The following is a 17589-nucleotide window of genomic DNA, read 5'->3' as shown; positions in this document are numbered from 1 at the left end:
CCTTCCTTCGATGATGGAACGTAAATCCGGTCATATTATTAATCTTTCTTCAGTTTTGCGTCAAGAAGAAGCGATGAGTGGCACGAATATCCGCGTTACAAATGTATCTCCAGGGGCTGTAAACAGCGAATTGTTAGAAACTACTACTGATCAAGAATCAAAATCAGGCCTAGATGAATTTTATAAAATAGCTATTGATGCTGACAGCATTGCTCTTGCAATCGCCTTTGCAATTGAGCAACCATCTGATGTAGCTATTAATGAAATGATAATTCGCCCAACGGTTCAAGTAGGTTAATATTATCTATTTAGCAGCCCCATCTATGCACTTTGGGTCAGTATTCTCTCAAATGGGTAATATAAAAAAGGATTAAACGTCTTCTAACGAAGTAATTGATACTTGTACTAGTTGAATGAGCTTCCGTTATCTACCGATACTTGCTATTAAATAGACCTGATCAGAATATGACTATATTCTGATCAGGTCTATTTTTAAAAGCATCTTTAATGCGGAGTGATGGCAAGCTTTTCGTTATGGGTGATAATCGACTCGAAAGTGAAGATAGCAGGCACCTAGGTTATATTTCAATGGATAAGGTAGTAGGCAAAGTCGATGTAAGATATTGGCCAATACAAGATTTTAATGTGGATTTTATAGGTGAATGACTGTGGGAGCCCTCTATAGGAAGGGCTTTTTTTTTGAACGGAATACGAACGTATGGTTGGTGTTCGTCGTTAGAAAGCGGTAAACTATAGGGAAAAGAGTCATAATTGGAAGAAGAATCGTGTCAAAAAATAGACAGTATTTCTGGTATGATAGGTCTAGAGATATTGAAATAAAAAGGGGGGGAAACAGATGTCACTCCGGTTTTTAATTGGAAGGTCGGGCACAGGTAAAACATCGAAGGTATTGGATGAAATCCGCAACGGGCTAATGGAGAATCCTGAAGGGAATCCGATCATCTATCTGGTTCCTGATCAGATGACATTTTTATCAGAATATAAATTAATTAAGACGCCGGGACTCGAAGGAATGATTCGGACGCAAGTATTCAGTTTTAGCCGGCTTGCATGGCGAGTTCTCCAGGAGACAGGTGGCATGAGCCGAATCCATTTGGACAGTGTCGGCGTTAATATGTTGATACGGAAAATCATGGAGGATAAAAAAGATGAATTGAAAATGTTCCGCCGATCAGCGGACAAGCAAGGATTCGTCTCCCAGATGGAGCAGATGCTTGCCGAATTCAAGCAGTACTGCATCCAGCCGGGTGATATTCGGAGGTATTTGGACGAAAAGTCACCGGGTGGTGGTGGAGTACAAGATAAATTATCTGATCTTGAGCTCATTTATCAGTCATTTGAGGATGAAATGATCGGAAAATATTTAGATTCAGAGGATTATTTCACTTTACTGATAGAAAAAATGGCAGAGTCTTCGTATATAAAAAATGCAGATATCTATATAGATGGTTTTTACAGTCTGACGCCACAGGAATTAATGATCGTGGAAGAAATGATGAAGCTATGTAAGAGTGTGACCATCGCATTGACGCTCGACCAGCCTTATAGGCAATTTGCGCCGGATGATCTGCATTTGTTCAGGCAAACGGGAAATCTCTATAACCAGCTTTATCAAGCGGGACAAAGAACGGGGGTCTTTATCGAAGAGGACCACGTTCTGAACAGCACGGCGAAGTTCAATCGAAATCCTGGGCTGAAACACCTTGAAACATATTTTGCGCTTCGTCCCGCACAGAAGTACGATCAGCCATCTGGTGTAACGATTGCTCAGGCCGTTAACCGCAGAGCGGAGATTGAAGGGGTGGCTCGGAACATTTTGACGCTTGTCAGACAAGGTCAGTGCCGTTTTCGCGATATTGCGATTCTAATGCGAAATGGGGATGCCTACGAAGATATCCTCCAGACGGTCTTCCGTGACTATCAAATTCCGCTTTTCGTGGATTCCAAGCGGACGATGCTCAATCATCCATTGATTGAGCTGATCCGGTCGACACTTGAGATCATCAATGGGTTCTGGCGTTATGAACCGGTCTTTCGTGCCATTAAGACCGAACTTCTATTTCCCCTGCAACAAAGTCATGACAGAATGCGCGAACAAGTAGACAAGCTTGAGAACTACGTGCTTGCCAGGGGAATCAAAGGGGCTGGATGGACCACAAAAGATCGTTGGACCTACCGTCGATTCCGTGGATTGGAGCTTGAGGACCGTCCCCAGACGAGTAAGGAAATGCAACTGGAGCAAGAGCTCAATGATTTGAAACACCTATTTACAGAGCCCATCATTAAGCTATCAAAACGGGTGAAGAAGTCGGCGAATGGAAGAGAATTATGCGAGGCCCTTTATTTGTATTTGGAAGAATTGCATGTACCGGAAAAATTGGAAAAGATGAAGCTTGAAGCAGAAGAGGATGGCGATCTGGTGTCAGCCAGGGAACATGAACAATCGTGGAATGCGGTTGTTGATTTGCTTGATCAATTCGTGGAACTGTTAAGTGAAGAGGAAATCTCGATGAAACAGTTTGCAATCATTATAGAAGCAGGTCTGGAATCATTGGAATTTTCCTTAGTGCCACAGGCAATCGATCAAGTCCTTGTCGCTAATCTGGACCTGTCCCGATTGGATGACGTGAAGACGGCTTTCGTCATTGGCCTGAATGAAGGGGTCTTACCAGGAAAAGCCGTTTCTGATGGAGTGTTTTCCGATAGTGACCGCGACATGCTTTTGGCGAGCGGGCTTGATGTTGCTCCAAGTTCAAAAGTTCGTCTTTTGGATGAGGAATTCACGGCCTATAAAGCCTTCACTACACCTTCGGAATCCCTTTATTTATCTTATCCACTCGCTGATGAAGAGGGAAAATCCCTTCTCCCGTCCTCTTATTTAAAACGAGTGAGGGATGTATTGCCGCATGTGAACGAGGCTTTTTATATGAACGATCCATCTGATCTGCCTGCCGGGGAACAGGTGAAATATGCAGCGAACTCAGAAGTGGCCCTGTCTTATCTGGCTGCGCAATTACAGTTGAAAAAACGGAACTACCCAATCCATCCGCTTTGGTGGGATGTCTATAATTCCATCATGGAGGACGAGACGGTTGGACCGACAGCCACTAAGGTGCTATCGAGTCTTTTTTACCAAAATAAAACCATGAAACTATCAGAGGAAACGAGTAAGCAATTATATGGCGAAACCATTCTGACTAGTGTATCGAGAATGGAAATGTTCAATAGCTGCCCGTTTTCCCATTATGCCGCACATGGCTTGAAACTAAGGGAACGACAGGTTTTCCGTTTGGACGCACCGGATATCGGTGAGATGTTCCATGGGGCGTTAAAAATGATTTCGGATTATTTAAATGAGCATGATATCCCGTGGTCTTCTTTGACCAAGGAGCAATGTTTGGAGTTGGCTAGGAAAGCGGTGGAACAGCTTGCACCAAAGCTCCAGAATCAAATCCTGCTAAGTACGAACCGCCATCATTACTTGCGCAGAAAGCTGGAGCATGTGATTGGCCGGGCTTCGATTGTCTTGAGTGAACATGCCAAGGTTAGTGGGTTTGCCCCAATCGGTTTGGAACTGGGCTTCGGAAAAAATGGAGAACTGCCCCCACTTTCGTTCACTTTGAAAAATGGGACGAAAATGGAATTGATTGGTCGGATAGACCGTGTTGATAAGGCCGATGAGGATGAGGGTGGCGTCTATTTGCGTATCCTTGATTATAAATCGAGTGAAAAGGAATTGAACATGAGTGAAGTCTACTATGGGCTTGCCCTGCAAATGCTGACCTATCTCGATATTGTCGTTTCACAATCCCAATCGCTTATCGGTAAAGAGGCGATTCCAGCCGGTGTCCTTTATTTCCATGTTCATAATCCGGTCGTGAAATCAAAAGGCATGCTTAGCTTGGATAAAATCGATGAAGAAATTTATAAGAGTTTTAAAATGAACGGCCTAGTATTAGATCAAACCAACGTAATCAAGATGATGGACACGTCCCTTGATATAGATACTTCCAGTAAATCGGATGTCATACCTGCCGGATTTAAAAAAGACGGTTCTCTTTTAGCGGCCTCTAAAGTGGCCAGCCGTGAAGACTTCTCCTTGCTTAACCAGCATGTTCGAAAGGTCTATCAAGAGTCAGGTGACCGAATGGTCGACGGGGATGTTGGCATAACCCCATATAAAATGAAAGAAAAAACGCCATGTACTCTCTGTTCATTCAAATCCGTCTGCCAATTCGATCAGTCGCTCGAAGAGAATCAATTTAGGAATTTGCCACAGAAAAAGCAAAATGATGTTCTCGATTTATTAAGGGGGGAGGGTGAAAGATGAGTAAAACGATGATTCCCGCCATTCCTGAAGGCGTGACATGGACAGAAGAACAATGGAAAGCAATTTGGGCGAAAGACCAGGATATTTTGGTGGCCGCCGCTGCAGGCTCCGGGAAAACAGCGGTGCTTGTCAACCGGATTATCCAAAAGGTCATATTGGAAGATAATCCAATCGATGTGGATGAGCTATTGGTGGTGACCTTCACGAATGCATCGGCCGCCGAAATGCGCCATCGAGTTAGTGAAGCATTAGAAAAGGAAATCAATGAAAATCCCCATTCACAGCATTTGCGTAAGCAGTTAAGCCTGATTAACCGTGCGTCCATTTCCACGCTTCATTCTTTCTGTTTAGAAGTGATCAGGAAATATTACTATTTGACGGATATTGATCCTGGATTCAGGATTGCCGATTCCACGGAAGCGCAGCTTCTGCGCGATGAAGTGATGGAAGAACTTTTCGAGGAGCAATATGGCCAAGGTGACAATGAAGCATTCTTTAAATTGGTCGATGCCTTTACAAGCGATCGAAACGATGATGCACTGCAAAATATTGTCCGGTCATTGTATGATTTCTCCCGTTCGAATCCAGATCCCGACCAATGGCTAAATCATGCAGCCCAGATGTATGATCTGGCGGAAGGGGCAGGGATAGATGATCTTCCATTTATCGAGTCCCTACAATTCGATATTGGTTTGCAGTTGGATACGGCAAAGGATTTGTTGGAGCGATCTCTAGAATTGACAAAGGTTCCGGGTGGTCCTGCTCCAAGGGCAGAAAACTATTTAGCCGATCTTGATTTGGTCGCGAAACTGGCCCGCGTGAAAGATTCTTCCTGGAATGCTCTTTATGAAGAAATTCAAAACGTGAAGTTTGGAACGGCAAAGCGTTGTACGGGAGAAGATTTTAATAAGGAAATTGTGGATGAAGCCACGAAGCAACGTGATAAAGCGAAGAAAATTATTAAATCTCTGCAAGAAGAGCTTTTTTCACGTAAGCCTGAAAGCTATTTACGTGATATCCGGGAATTGAAGGGGTATGTCGATACACTCATCATGCTCGTAAAACAGTTTGAACAAAGGTTCTTTGCTGCAAAGTCCGAAAAGAACTTGGTCGATTTTGCCGATTTGGAGCATTATTGCCTTGATATTTTGACGGGTGAAACCATAGATGGGGAACGCACGCCGTCAGAGGCCGCCATTGAATATCGGAATCAATTCAAAGAGGTGCTTGTCGATGAGTATCAAGATACGAATCTAGTTCAGGAATCCATTTTAAGATTGGTGACGGCAGATGGTGAATATAGTGGAAATCTGTTCATGGTGGGCGATGTTAAACAATCGATTTACCGTTTCAGGCTTGCTGAACCGAATTTGTTCCTTGGAAAGTATGCGCGCTTTACCCATGATGGCGCTGATTCGGGATTGCGAATTGATCTAAACCGTAATTTCCGGAGCCGGAGAGAAGTGCTTGATGGGACGAATTTCTTGTTTCAGCAACTAATGGGGCTGACTGTCGGTGAGATTGATTATGATGAGGATGCGCAATTGAAAAAAGGTGCGCCATATCCCGAAGATAAGGAATATCCCATTGAACTTCATTTAATTGATGGAGCAGCAGATACAAGTGAAGCCGGACAGGATAACGAGGATTCAGAGGTAGGTTTTGAAGCCGAGGAATTGGAAAAAGCGCAACTGGAAGCTAGGATGATGGCGAGGCTCATAAAGCAGGCCATAAACGAGAAACAGCAAATCTATGATACGAAAACCAAGCAATACCGTTCTGCAACATACCGTGATATGGTCATTCTTCTTCGTTCTATGCCATGGGCTCCGCAAATTATGGAGGAATTCAAGAAGCAAGGGATTCCTGTCTATGCCAACTTGTCCTCTGGATACTTTGAAGCTACCGAAGTTGCTATCATGATTTCTTTATTGAAAGTAATAGATAATCCGCAGCAGGATATCCCATTGGCATCCGTTCTCCGCTCTCCGATTGTAGGAATGGATGAGGAGGAAATGTCTCAAATTCGTTTATACCACACAGGTACGTATTATGAGGCGCTAGCCGATTTCTATAGGAAGGGTGACCCGGATGAGCATCCGGACCTATATCGTAAAGCTTCTACCTTTTATAAAAAGCTGGTGAAGTGGCGGAAACTGGCTAGACAGGAAGCGTTGTCGGATTTAATTTGGCTTTTGTACCGCGAAACCCAATTTTACGATTTTGCTGGTGGAATGCCAGGCGGCAAACAGCGTCAGGCCAATTTAAGGGCATTATATGATCGGGCCAGACAATATGAAGCGAGTTCATTCCGTGGGCTCTTCCGTTTCTTGCGTTTCATCGAAAGAATGCAGGAGCGTGGAGATGATTTAGGTGCGGCACGGGCTTTAGGTGAACAGGAAGATGTCGTACGCCTGATGACGATCCATTCCTCAAAGGGGTTGGAGTTTCCGATTGTATTCATTGCAGGCCTTGCGAGACAATTCAATATGATGGATTTGCGGAAGCCGTATTTATTGGATAAGGATTATGGATTTGCGGCGAAGTATGTCAATTCCGAGTTACGGATAACGTACCCATCACTCCCACAGCTTGCTTTCAAGAAAAAGAAACAGTTGGAGTTAATTGCCGAGGAAATGCGTGTTCTCTATGTAGCGTTGACGAGGGCGAAGGAAAAGCTCCATCTGATAGCCAGCATAAGTGATGCCGAAAAAACACAGCAAAAATGGATAAGTCAAGCAATGCATGGGGAATGGCTCCTGAAAGACCACGCGCGGGCAGGAGCTAAAAGTTACCTCGACTGGATTGGTCCTTCCCTTGTGCGTCATCGAGATTTTCAGGGCATTACTGGGTTTGGTTTTGAAATGGAATCCCATCCATCAAATTGGTCAATCTCTGTCATTCCAATGGAGGAATTGACCGTTCTGGATGAGGAAGAAGCTATTTTACAGGAGCAATTGCTGGAACATGTTCGGAAATCCGAAAAGGTGGACTTGGAATCTGAGTTTGTCGATGCTGTTAAGGAGCAATTGAATTGGGAGTATGGGGAACATGAGGCGACTGTGCATCGATCCAAGCAGTCCGTTTCAGAGTTGAAGCGTCAATATGAGCTGAGAGACGAGCAGAGTTCTACTGAGTTATTACGTAAATTCAAGAGCCCGATAACGAAACGCCCTGTCTTCATGCAAGAAAAATCTCTGACACCCGCTGAAAGGGGAACGATTACGCATCTAGTCATGCAGCATATCGATTTGACATCGGACATCACCATTCCCTCCATTGAGCGATTACTCGTTGACTTGATTCAGCGCGAGCTGTTGACTGAAGAACAGAGAGAAGCCGTGAATCCGGAAACGATTATCGATTTCTTTGAAAGTGATATTGGAAAGAGGCTGCGTAAGGCGCCGACAATTCGACGTGAAGTACCGTTCACGATGTCACTTCCAGCTAAAGAGGCTTATAGTGATTGGGAAAAGGGTGAAGAGGAAGTCTTGATCCAAGGTGTCATTGATTGTATTTTTGAAGATGAACAAGGCCTTGTTCTGCTGGATTATAAAACGGATGCGATAACTGGACGTTTTGCTAGTGGATATGAAGGTGCGAAAGACATTCTTGCCGACCGTTACCGTATGCAATTGGAACTTTACACAAGAGCGGTTGAAGGGATTTTGAATAAAAAAGTGACAAGCCGTTATTTATTTTTCTTTGATGGCTCGCACTTATTGGAAATGTAAAAGAGAAGGGGGGGTCTGCAGCTGAGGGACACCCCTTTTTTGAATGGCTGTTTTCGTAGGTAGATATTTAAATTTCATAAAAAATGAAGGAGGAAGGGAACCATTGATTCCCTTCCTCCTTCATTTTTTTACACCAATTACACGTAATCTTTTATAATCAGCTACCCAATTTCCGTCTTTATACAAAGTATCTTTTAAATTATTCTCAACGTTTGTAATGATATCTTTTATCCTATGTTCAGGAACATCATCAAATAAATGATTACCAAACATAGCAATCCAATTTTTCAGCCCTTTATCTCCGTCCAATTGTGTCGGCCTATCGTAGTGTTGAGCAAAGGTTACTCTAAATCCTGCCTCTTCCATTAAAGTTGCGTATTCAGCAATACTAGGATAAAACCACGGGAATTTTTCTTTTTTAAACGTTATCCCTTCTCTTTCGATTAGTTGAATGATTTCATCCGTTATGATTTGAACGTTTCCTTTTCCTCCGAACTCAGCTACAAATCTTCCCCCTGCTTTTAAGCTGTGGTAAATACATTGTAGGGCTTGGATTGGTGGTTTTACCCAATGAAGAGTTGCATTAGAGAATACAGCATCAAATTCGCTATGGAAGTCTAATTCTACTGCATTTTGAACCATGAACTTTATTTTTGGGTATTTGTGTCTTGCTTGAGTAATCATATTTTCTGAGTTATCTATACCAACGATATCAATACCGAAATTAGATAATTCATTTGCTAAATCACCCGTCCCGCAGCCTAAGTCAAGAATTTTTTCACCTTGCTTTGGTGCTAATAAATCTACTAAGTCCTGACCATACTCAGAAACAAATGAATGCTTTTTATCGTATAAATCTGCATTCCAGCTATCTTTCTTATTTTGAAGTGTTTTCAAGTTAATTCCCCCCATTGTCAATATGGATATATTTAGTAAGCTAATTATACATGAAAGAATAAATGAAAGTTAATGATGAAATTTAATTGCCACAATGGACATAGGCTAACCCTTCGTTGAAGCGTGTTTCTCCACTTGCAGTAAATGCATCTTTCATTTCTTCCTCTTCATCGGAGAAGAATTCGTGTTTTGGCAAAACGGTAAAGTTAGCCCTTACGTCTTTCCAAAACGACCATTTTTAGGTATATAAACAAAAGAATTTGAGAAAAAGCGGTTCGTTCACGTATACTTGAATTGTAAAATAAAATAGTGCATGTAAAGGAGAAGAGTTGAGTATGACGAGAGAACAGACGAGCAGAGGATACTTTGGAGATTTCGGTGGTAGTTTTGTACCTAAAGAACTTCAAGAAGTAATGGATAATTTAGAAGCGGCTTTCATGAAATATAAAGATGATCCTGAATTTAAAGAGGAGTTTCAATACTATTTAAAAGAATATGTGGGAAGGGAAAATCCGTTGACCTTTGCACAAAATCTAACAAAAAAAATAGGCGGTGCAAAAATTTATTTGAAGCGGGAGGACCTGAATCATACGGGCGCTCACAAAATCAATAATGCCATTGGGCAAATACTGCTCGCTAAACGGATGGGGGCAAAGCGTATCATTGCAGAAACCGGAGCCGGACAGCATGGTGTAGCGACTGCGACGGCTTGTGCGATGTTCGGCTTGGAATGCGTCATCTATATGGGCAAGCTGGATACGGAACGGCAGGCATTGAATGTATTTCGAATGGAATTGTTAGGGGCTAAGGTCATACCGGTGGAAAAGGGCCAGGGCAGGTTAAAGGATGCGGTCGATGAGGCGCTGAGTGACCTGGTTCAAAACTATGAAAATACGTTTTACCTCCTGGGTTCTGCTGTCGGGCCTCATCCTTATCCTTCAATCGTCAAGTATTTTCAGTCCATCATCAGTGAAGAATCGAAAAAACAAATCCTTGAAAAGGAAGGGAAACTGCCAACGGCAATCATTGCGTGTACGGGTGGTGGAAGTAATGCCATTGGTGCTTTTGCTCACTATATCGATGACGCAGAGGTTCGTTTGATTGGTGTAGAACCCGCCGAAGCCCCGAGTATATCTCAGGGAGTTCCAGCAGTGCTGCATGGATTTAAAAGTTTGACGTTATTGGATGAGGAAGGGGAACCACAGCCGACTTTTTCCATTGCGGCAGGCTTGGATTACCCTAGCGTAGGTCCGGAGCACAGTTTCTTGAAGGAAAGTGGCAGGGCCGAGTATCTAACCATAAAAGGGGAGGAAGCGCTCGAAGCCTTTCAAGTACTATCCAAAACGGAGGGAATCATCCCGGCGCTTGAAAGTTCGCATGCCGTTGCGTGTGCCCTGGTCTTGGCAAAAGAACTATCAAAGGATGACGTGTTGATTGTGAACTTATCAGGACGCGGCGATAAAGACGTTGAGCAAGTATTCAAGATGCTGAGTGAATGATGTATAGAGACAAAAGGGTTTCGGGATGAATTCGTCCTGAAACCCTTTTTAATTTGCTTAAAGATTAAGAGTCCAAGAGTTTTACCTACATATGAATCGTTTGAAGAAGCATCGCCGCCACCCGAATTTGTTGTTGAAACAAGGTCGAGAAGCTATTTAGTGTTGATGAATGATATGAATCTTTTGCCCTGTCTTTTCTCTATCAAAATAATTCGGCTAAGATCTACATAGGTATTTATTCTATTTTCATTCTTGATGATAAGATTTCTGAATATTTTGTCGTAATTAGTCTTATCCCATGTCTTTCAAAGTGAGGAGTCTAGACTAGTAGTCCGATTATTTGTGCGGAAAGCAGGTGGCTTTACCTATATTTGTCCTGTAGTGTAATTGAGTGTTTCGACTGATAGTTAATTAATGGCAAATTAAAATAAAATAGTTTTACAGCTTGAGAGCTTCATACATAGCAAATACAAAGCGAAAGCGAGAGAGGGGAAACGGGATGAAGACTGGAAAAAGGATTGGAATGGCTATGCTGTGTTTCGGGATGAGCTTCTCCATTTTTGCCAATGGAGCGGATGCCAAACAAAGCGAGAAGGTACAAAAGGAAGATATTCGCGTTTACCTAAAAGGGTCTGAGAATGAGATAACGCAAGCCAAGAAGAAGTTTGGGCATGAGCGGAGTTTTGGAAAGGAAGGCTTTACGGCAAACGTAAGCAGCGAAGAATATGAAGCGTTGACTAAGAATGGCAATCTAGAGGTTGAAAAGGTAAACAAGTATACAACTGCGCAAACGGTTCAACCGACTAGCCAGGCCACGACTGCTGCGGTTCCGTCCGCGAGAACGCCGTGGGGCATCAAGGCTATCTACAATGATTCGTCCATCACTAAAACATCGGGGGGAGACGGTATTAAAATCGCAGTGTTGGATACTGGAACAACGGTTTCGCATACGGATTTGTCAGCAAATGTGGAGCAATGCAAAGATTTCACTACCTCATCCACCTACACCAATAACTCTTGTACAGACAGGGACGGACATGGAACACATGTATCCGGAACTGTCTTGGCAAACGGTGGCTCTGACGGACTTGGGGTATATGGAGTGGCTCCTGAAGCCGAACTTTGGGCATATAAAGTACTGGGTGATGATGGTTCGGGATATTCCGATGATATCGCGGCAGCTATCCGTCATGCAGCCGATCAAAGTGTGAGCACAGGGTCTAAGACCATCATTTCGATGTCCTTGGGTTCAAGCAGGAAAGATTCCTTGATTTCAAGTGCAGTGGACTATGCTTATGGCAAAGGTGTCCTGGTCATTGCGGCTGCCGGAAACAGCGGATATTCAGCGAATACAATCGGTTATCCAGGAGCTCTTTCCAATGCAGTGGCTGTAGCGGCTCTTGAAAATGTTCAGGCTAACGGGACATATAGAGTGGCTAATTATTCTTCCAGAGGGAATCCGAATACGGACGGAGATTATGTGATTCAGGAAAAAGATGTCGAAGTATCAGCTCCGGGTTCAGCCATTGAATCAACTTGGCTAAACGACGGCTATAACACGATTAGCGGAACTTCAATGGCGACACCACATGTTTCAGGGTTGGCGGCTAAAATCTGGTCCTCTAATAAGAACCTGACTAATGCGCAGGTGCGAGCTCAATTACAAACAAAAGCAAAAGCTTATGACATCAAGGGTGGATACGGTGCAGCGACTGGTGATGATTATGCATCCGGTTTTGGATTTGTCCGTGTAAAATAACGGAACCCTTATACAGATGATATCACTGAGGGATAAATGCCTTTGAACGTGTATCATTTCATAATTCATTCATCATCTATATTTTTTTAATATAACAGAAACATCACTATTAAACTTTATTAATAAAATCATCAATTCAACAAATGGAAGCCTCCTAGAAATGGGAGGCTTCCATGCATTAATTATTTCCGGCGATAGGTTGATCTACCCCATTAACATCAAGGACGTTGCTTCCGTTCAGACCATTGGCGGTAAAAACGAATGCACCTGTGTTCGATGAGCCGGAGCCGGTGACGGACTTGCTGGCGGATTTTGGTGAAATGACGGCCGCATCCCCGAATAAGAGGTTTCCTGACCCGACATTAAATATTTGTACTGGACCTACAATGGCTGGCATATGATTTCTCCTTTATACAGTTTCTGTTCCATCTGATGTATTATCGCCTGTTTCTGTCTCATCGTTTTTCCTGGGAATCTGACGGATGTGTTTAATCCTTGATTCCATGCGGATATGACCTACGTTTCCTACGCCTACGATAGAAGATGAAGATATCCCGATGATATCGACATTCCCAACGCGAATGAAGGGGTTGGGATTCGAAAATGTTGTCGCGATTGGTTCAGAAATCCTCGGGATATAGAAAGGACGTGTAAAGACTTCATAATCACTGAAATCGGGTTCCAGTTCGGAAAAGCTATCACTTTTTTTCTGGACTGCCAATGCTTTGGCGGCCCCGTCGATATAAGCAGTGTCTCCAATTTGCAGGTTGGATGAAAATGTGACGGTCTTGGCTGACAAAGACTTTACTTTCGATATTCTTGTGAACATCTGATTTTATCCTTTTGGAGTGAGTGGAACGAATGGTCCGATGATGAGTGATTCGGGGGGAGTGTCGAATGCTGATGATAGCTGGATGGTTTGTACGTCCCCAATGAGGAATAAGGCGGAACTCGCTACCCCCGTCACGTTAATATCACCGACACATAACTGATGGTTTGTTACATTAAACTCCATTTGGATTTCCTCCTGTCTCGGAATGTGAGTTTGTAATGAATTGTATCAATGCTGTTTGAATATCCGATCTTACTTTTTCCGTGATCTTTTCTTTCACATTATCTCGTTGCTGAGGTGCACGTTCAGCATGTGATAGATTGTCAAAGTACATATTGATACGCTGATGAAGCTGGCGCTCCACATCCTGTCTCATGAAGTCGTGATATGAGGGTTCCAATGTGATCTGAAGCTGGCCTTCCGTATCACGGATCATATCCTCCAATCCTGAAAGAATATCATTATAAATCTCCTGAGCGACAATTTCACGGCCTGGAAATAGAAAAGGGGCAGGTTGGATGGGTTGATTGTTGACAGCGAATTCATCAATATTATTTAAATCATTAGGATTCAAACCGATATTCAACGTTCCGTCTAATGACTCGACTTTTAACTGATCAAATTTATATTCAATTTTATCCACGTGGATTGGGGGTTTATTCTTCATTTCGGCAAGTTCATCTGTCAGGCGTTTGAGTTCGTGTTCAAGCTTCATAATTCGTTTATCCTGGGCTTCAAGAAATCGCTGCATTTGTATGGAGTACGAATATAAATCATGATTCACGATTAAACACCTCACCTTCACCTAATGATAACTTCATATATGGCAGTATATGAAATTGCCTCATGTAGGTGAATGCCTATGGATTAGGATTAGGGAGGGCTAAATGGGACGAAGCTAGTCTCAGGGACCATATCATCTTCAAGAAGTGGAGCGGGTTCAGTGAATCCACCTGTATTGGCTAAGGTGGAGTAAGGCTTAATCACTCCGGCACTCCCTATTTGAAAAACAGATGAATTGGTTATGCTTTCGATTTTTATCATATTGATTTGGATCGTTTGGTGGATATTGAAGATCATGATGTCCTCCTTTCAAAAAAATGCTAGAGGTTTAATGCTACTGGCTGATCGACACCATCTGAATCGTTTGTGTTAGTGGTACTGTAAGCGTTGTAAAGTGAAATGGATTCGCCTGTATTAAAAGAGCCAGCACCTGCAAACGTTTTTGAAGCGGAATATGGGCTGATCTTAAAAACGTCGCCAATATGGACAACGCCACTGCTCCCGACATTGATCACTTGAATAACTCCTACGATGGCCGGCATGAAAATCACCCTTTTTTATTCTGGTTTATCCCTTATTTACAAGCAGCAAGTCTATTTTGAATGGATGCTTCACTGTATTCTATGATTTTCCTTTATTGATGTGATTCAATTGCCTATCCCTTAGCAGCTTAGAAACCTGTGATGTTTGGTGTTGGTAAACGATATACAAATATGGTAATATAATGATAAATTCATAATTTTCAAATAAATTGAATGAGGGGTGATTGGATGAATGTGCCTTTAGTGCTATCACATTTTCTGGACAGGGCAGCTTCACTTTATGCTGACAAGAAAGCGATTATCGGGGACGATAAGGTCCTGACATATCAGGAGCTGAATGAAAGAGTCAACCAGCTTTCCCATGGATTGAGTGACCTTGGGATTAAAAAAGGGGATAAAGTGGCTTATCTTGCACCGAACTCGATTGAAATGCTTGAAGGTTTTTATGGGGCGTTCCAGCTTGGGGCTGTAATGGTGCCTTTGAACATTCGGTTGACGCCGGCGGATTATGTATTCATTTTGAATCATAGTGAATCAAGGGTCCTTTTTGTGGATCAGGATTTGTATCACCTTATCTCATCGGTTAAGGACCAGCTGAAATCAGTGGAGCATATCATCGTGCACTATAAAGCAGGCGATACAAATGAAATCGATTACAATGTCTGGCTGGAGAGGTTTGACAAAGAAGGCTTCCATCGGGAACAAGTGGATGAGAATGACGTATCGAGTCTCTTATATACAAGTGGCACAACCGGTAACCCTAAAGGGGTCATGCTCACCCATCGAAATAACTATTTACATGCCCTTAGTGCCATGCACCATTTCAGGGTCAATGATCGCGATACATATATGCATGTCCTGCCGATGTTCCATGTGAATGGTTGGGGTGCTCCTTTTTATTATACGGCCAATGGTGCGACGCAAGTTTGCTTGAGAAAAACAACACCAGATTCCATATTCAAGGCGCTTGAGAAACATAAGGTGACCATTATGCATATGGCACCAACCGTCCTTAATTCTTTGTTCCAATATTATGAAAAGAATGTACCGAAGCTGGAACAGGAAATTCGAATCGTCGTGGCTGGTTCCGCACCTCCGCCGGCCTTTGTCACAAGGGTGGAAAAAGAATTGGGGTGGGAGTTCATCCAAATCTATGGCATGACGGAATCCACTCCAATGAGTTTGCTTTCGGTACCCCGCTCTGAATTCGATGGACTTCCGGAAAGGGAAAAATACAAAATGAAGGCGAAAGCCGGTTACCCCTCCATAGGCAGTGAGGTTAAAGTGGTACATGACAATGGTGAAGAAGTAGCGCGTGACGGGGTTGATGTCGGTGAAGTCATTGTTCGCAGTCATGGAGTCATGTTGGGATATTGGAAAAATGAAGAGGCCACGATGCAGGCGTTGAAAAATGGGTGGTTGCATACAGGGGATATGGCGACCATGGATAGTGATGGGAATATAGATATCGTAGACCGCAAGAAAGACATTATCATAAGCGGTGGGGAGAATATCTCATCCATTGAAGTGGAAGGGACTTTATATGAGCACGAGGGCATCCTAGAAGCGGCAGTCATCGCGGTCCCTCATGAAAAATGGGGGGAAACGCCACATGCTTTCATCGTGCCAAAACCAGGCGTTCAATTAACGGAAGCCGATATTCTAGCTTTCACAAGAGAAAAACTAGCCCATTTCAAGGCAGTGACCAGCGTCTCATTCGTAAGGGAGTTGCCAAAAACGGCATCGGGAAAAATCCAGAAAATCCATCTTCGCAATGATTATTGGGAAGCTAAAGGGAAAACGGGAAGATTCGTCAATTAAAAGATGGTCCACGCTGCTCTATGATGAGCAGCGTTTTTTCTAGTCGTTTGTCAGCCTTTATGATTGGGAAAGGAATAAATATACAACTAAATTTTCCAGGCTCATTTATAATGGAGTAATTAGTGAATGAGGATGTGAAACGATGAAAACTGCAATGGCCCCTTTACAGGAAAGCAAAAGGATTGCCAGCATTGATTTATTAAGAGGTTTGGCCATTTTAGGGATTTTTTTAGTGAATATGCCTTCGTTTCATACGCCCATCTTGTATAGTAGTGGTGTTGAATATTGGGATGAAGGCTGGGACCGTATCTTGTACATAGGTAGCGATATTATCGCCCAGGCGAGTTTTTACCCCTTGTTTGCATGTTTGTTTGGGTTTGGGTCCGTTATCTTGGCTACACGGAGTGAAGATAAAGGCATCTCGTTTCCTTTGCTGTTTACAAAGCGCCTTTGCTTTTTATTAGGGGTAGGGTGCATACATGCCTTTTTCATTTGGCATGGAGACATCCTTGTTAATTACGCAATGTTCGGGTTTGCGTTTTTATTATTCTATAAATGGAAAGGGAAGTATCTGATTTGGCTTGGATCGTTCTTATATATCGTTCCTTTCGGCGTGTTCGGGCTTTTTTTCCTGATCATGAGCTTTGTGGATAGTGGATTGATGGACATTCAAAATGAGGTCGAGTTGATAAAACAATCGCAAGAGATATATTCTGCGGGCTCTTTTATGGAAGTAACGGGACAAAGAATGGCAGACTGGTATATGGTTAATGGTCCAACGAATGTCATCTTCCTCTTCCTCTCCATTTTTCCTTTCTTTTTAATTGGAGCTGGTGTAGCCAAGCAGGGATGGCTTCAAAATCCTGCCCGTTATAAACGTCCAATAAGGGTGATAGCGATTATAAGCCTGTTAACAGGGGTGGCGATCAAGATCCTACCGTATGTGACGGATTACGGTTATGGGACGACATTCATCCAGGATTACTTTGGCGGACCGCTGCTGACGATGTTTTATATTACTGCAATCACACTGTTGGTTGAAAAGGCGTGGGCTTACAAGTTGCTATATCCCTTAGCTTTAGTAGGAAGGATGTCGATGAGCAATTACCTATTTCAATCGATTGTCTGTACATTCATTTTTTATTCATATGGTTTTGGGTTGTATGGGAAAGTGACTTATACGGAAGGGTTTCTCCTGATGATCGTAGTCTTTTCTATACAAGTCTTGTTAAGCTTCTGGTGGATGAAGCGATTCCGGTTCGGTCCGGTGGAATTTGTCTGGCGATATGTCTCGTATGGCAAAAAGCCCGTTATGATACGGAATGATAAGTGAGGGGAGGAATGTTCGCAAAACTGCCTTATTTGAGCGAG

The 17589-nt window shown here is 43.0% G+C and carries 14 protein-coding genes and 1 pseudogene; 8 read left to right on the top strand and 7 right to left on the bottom strand.

The genetic code is table 11. The features are described from left to right. Window positions 1-13 precede the first annotated feature (13 nt). From ACIQXU_RS18330 to addA, 4 genes and pseudogenes are all read left to right on the top strand, one after another. Entirely contained in the window at window positions 14-298 is a 285-nt protein-coding gene (locus ACIQXU_RS18330) for an SDR family oxidoreductase (RefSeq protein WP_402991508.1), read from the top strand. A 221-nt stretch (window positions 299-519) separates the two neighbouring features. After that, a pseudogene (lepB, locus tag ACIQXU_RS18325) lies at window positions 520-666 on the top strand (signal peptidase I); the annotation flags it as partial. A gap of 190 nt (window positions 667-856) precedes the next feature. Continuing rightward, on the top strand, window positions 857-4351 hold the full coding sequence (gene addB / locus ACIQXU_RS18320; protein WP_402991505.1) for a helicase-exonuclease AddAB subunit AddB: 3495 nt from the start codon (window positions 857-859) through the stop codon (window positions 4349-4351). Then, on the top strand, window positions 4348-8085 hold the full coding sequence (gene addA / locus ACIQXU_RS18315) for a helicase-exonuclease AddAB subunit AddA (protein ID WP_402991502.1): 3738 nt from the start codon (window positions 4348-4350) through the stop codon (window positions 8083-8085). The genes addB and addA overlap by 4 nt, the downstream gene beginning before the upstream one ends. A 120-nt stretch (window positions 8086-8205) precedes the next feature. Here addA and ACIQXU_RS18310 read toward each other — a convergent pair whose 3' ends face one another. Then, the gene (locus ACIQXU_RS18310; protein WP_402991499.1) at window positions 8206-8982 is read right to left on the bottom strand and encodes a class I SAM-dependent methyltransferase; all 777 of its coding nucleotides are present in this window, start codon (window positions 8980-8982) and stop codon (window positions 8206-8208) included. Between the two features lie 335 nt (window positions 8983-9317). Here ACIQXU_RS18310 and trpB point away from each other — a divergent pair, with 335 nt between their 5' ends. Then, window positions 9318-10481 carry a tryptophan synthase subunit beta gene (trpB, locus tag ACIQXU_RS18305; protein WP_402867741.1) on the top strand — a complete coding sequence of 388 codons (1164 nt, stop codon included), beginning with the start codon at window positions 9318-9320 and terminating at the stop codon, window positions 10479-10481. 499 nt (window positions 10482-10980) lie between these two features. Continuing rightward, window positions 10981-12240 carry a S8 family peptidase gene (locus tag ACIQXU_RS18300; protein ID WP_402991496.1) on the top strand — a complete coding sequence of 420 codons (1260 nt, stop codon included), beginning with the start codon at window positions 10981-10983 and terminating at the stop codon, window positions 12238-12240. Between the two features lie 178 nt (window positions 12241-12418). Here ACIQXU_RS18300 and ACIQXU_RS18295 read toward each other — a convergent pair whose 3' ends face one another. From ACIQXU_RS18295 to ACIQXU_RS18270, 6 genes are all read right to left on the bottom strand, one after another. Then, window positions 12419-12637, bottom strand: a complete 219-nt coding sequence (locus ACIQXU_RS18295) for a spore germination protein (protein ID WP_402867743.1) — start codon at window positions 12635-12637, stop codon at window positions 12419-12421. A 12-nt stretch (window positions 12638-12649) separates the two neighbouring features. Then, window positions 12650-13069 carry a spore germination protein GerPE gene (locus ACIQXU_RS18290; protein WP_402991493.1) on the bottom strand — a complete coding sequence of 140 codons (420 nt, stop codon included), beginning with the start codon at window positions 13067-13069 and terminating at the stop codon, window positions 12650-12652. Window positions 13070-13075: 6 nt separating this feature from the next. Then, a complete protein-coding gene (locus tag ACIQXU_RS18285; protein ID WP_402867745.1) occupies window positions 13076-13255 on the bottom strand; it encodes a spore gernimation protein GerPD in 180 nt (59 codons plus the stop codon). Continuing rightward, on the bottom strand, window positions 13245-13856 hold the full coding sequence (gerPC, locus tag ACIQXU_RS18280; RefSeq protein WP_402867746.1) for a spore germination protein GerPC: 612 nt from the start codon (window positions 13854-13856) through the stop codon (window positions 13245-13247). The genes ACIQXU_RS18285 and gerPC overlap by 11 nt, the downstream gene beginning before the upstream one ends. 89 nt (window positions 13857-13945) lie before the next feature. Then, entirely contained in the window at window positions 13946-14152 is a 207-nt protein-coding gene (locus ACIQXU_RS18275) for a spore germination protein GerPB (protein ID WP_402955826.1), read from the bottom strand. Between the two features lie 23 nt (window positions 14153-14175). After that, on the bottom strand, window positions 14176-14397 hold the full coding sequence (locus tag ACIQXU_RS18270) for a spore germination protein (RefSeq protein ID WP_402867748.1): 222 nt from the start codon (window positions 14395-14397) through the stop codon (window positions 14176-14178). 228 nt (window positions 14398-14625) lie between these two features. Between ACIQXU_RS18270 and ACIQXU_RS18265 the strand changes: the two genes are divergently transcribed. Beyond that, complete coding sequence (locus ACIQXU_RS18265) at window positions 14626-16218, top strand: long-chain-fatty-acid--CoA ligase (RefSeq protein WP_402991490.1); 1593 nt, start codon at window positions 14626-14628, stop codon at window positions 16216-16218. Between the two features lie 142 nt (window positions 16219-16360). Then, a complete protein-coding gene (locus ACIQXU_RS18260; RefSeq protein WP_402991487.1) occupies window positions 16361-17551 on the top strand; it encodes a DUF418 domain-containing protein in 1191 nt (396 codons plus the stop codon). Window positions 17552-17589 lie beyond the last annotated feature (38 nt).

The organism is Peribacillus sp. NPDC097284, from assembly GCF_044761765.1.
GTDB lineage: Bacteria > Bacillota > Bacilli > Bacillales > DSM-1321 > Peribacillus.
This window is presented reverse-complemented; position numbering and strand designations above follow the sequence as displayed.

What these genes read in the sequence shown, in the direction of transcription:
- ACIQXU_RS18330 (WP_402991508.1), top strand. Translation starts at nt 14, where the DNA reads ATGGAACGTAAATCCGGTCATATTATTAATCTTTCTTCAGTTTTGCGT.
- addB (WP_402991505.1), top strand. Translation starts at nt 857, where the DNA reads ATGTCACTCCGGTTTTTAATTGGAAGGTCGGGCACAGGTAAAACATCG.
- addA (WP_402991502.1), top strand. Translation starts at nt 4,348, where the DNA reads ATGAGTAAAACGATGATTCCCGCCATTCCTGAAGGCGTGACATGGACA.
- trpB (WP_402867741.1), top strand. Translation starts at nt 9,318, where the DNA reads ATGACGAGAGAACAGACGAGCAGAGGATACTTTGGAGATTTCGGTGGT.
- ACIQXU_RS18300 (WP_402991496.1), top strand. Translation starts at nt 10,981, where the DNA reads ATGAAGACTGGAAAAAGGATTGGAATGGCTATGCTGTGTTTCGGGATG.
- ACIQXU_RS18295 (WP_402867743.1), bottom strand. Translation starts at nt 12,637, where the DNA reads ATGCCAGCCATTGTAGGTCCAGTACAAATATTTAATGTCGGGTCAGGA.
- ACIQXU_RS18290 (WP_402991493.1), bottom strand. Translation starts at nt 13,069, where the DNA reads ATGTTCACAAGAATATCGAAAGTAAAGTCTTTGTCAGCCAAGACCGTC.
- ACIQXU_RS18285 (WP_402867745.1), bottom strand. Translation starts at nt 13,255, where the DNA reads ATGGAGTTTAATGTAACAAACCATCAGTTATGTGTCGGTGATATTAAC.
- ACIQXU_RS18275 (WP_402955826.1), bottom strand. Translation starts at nt 14,152, where the DNA reads ATGATCTTCAATATCCACCAAACGATCCAAATCAATATGATAAAAATC.
- ACIQXU_RS18270 (WP_402867748.1), bottom strand. Translation starts at nt 14,397, where the DNA reads ATGCCGGCCATCGTAGGAGTTATTCAAGTGATCAATGTCGGGAGCAGT.
- ACIQXU_RS18265 (WP_402991490.1), top strand. Translation starts at nt 14,626, where the DNA reads ATGAATGTGCCTTTAGTGCTATCACATTTTCTGGACAGGGCAGCTTCA.
- ACIQXU_RS18260 (WP_402991487.1), top strand. Translation starts at nt 16,361, where the DNA reads ATGAAAACTGCAATGGCCCCTTTACAGGAAAGCAAAAGGATTGCCAGC.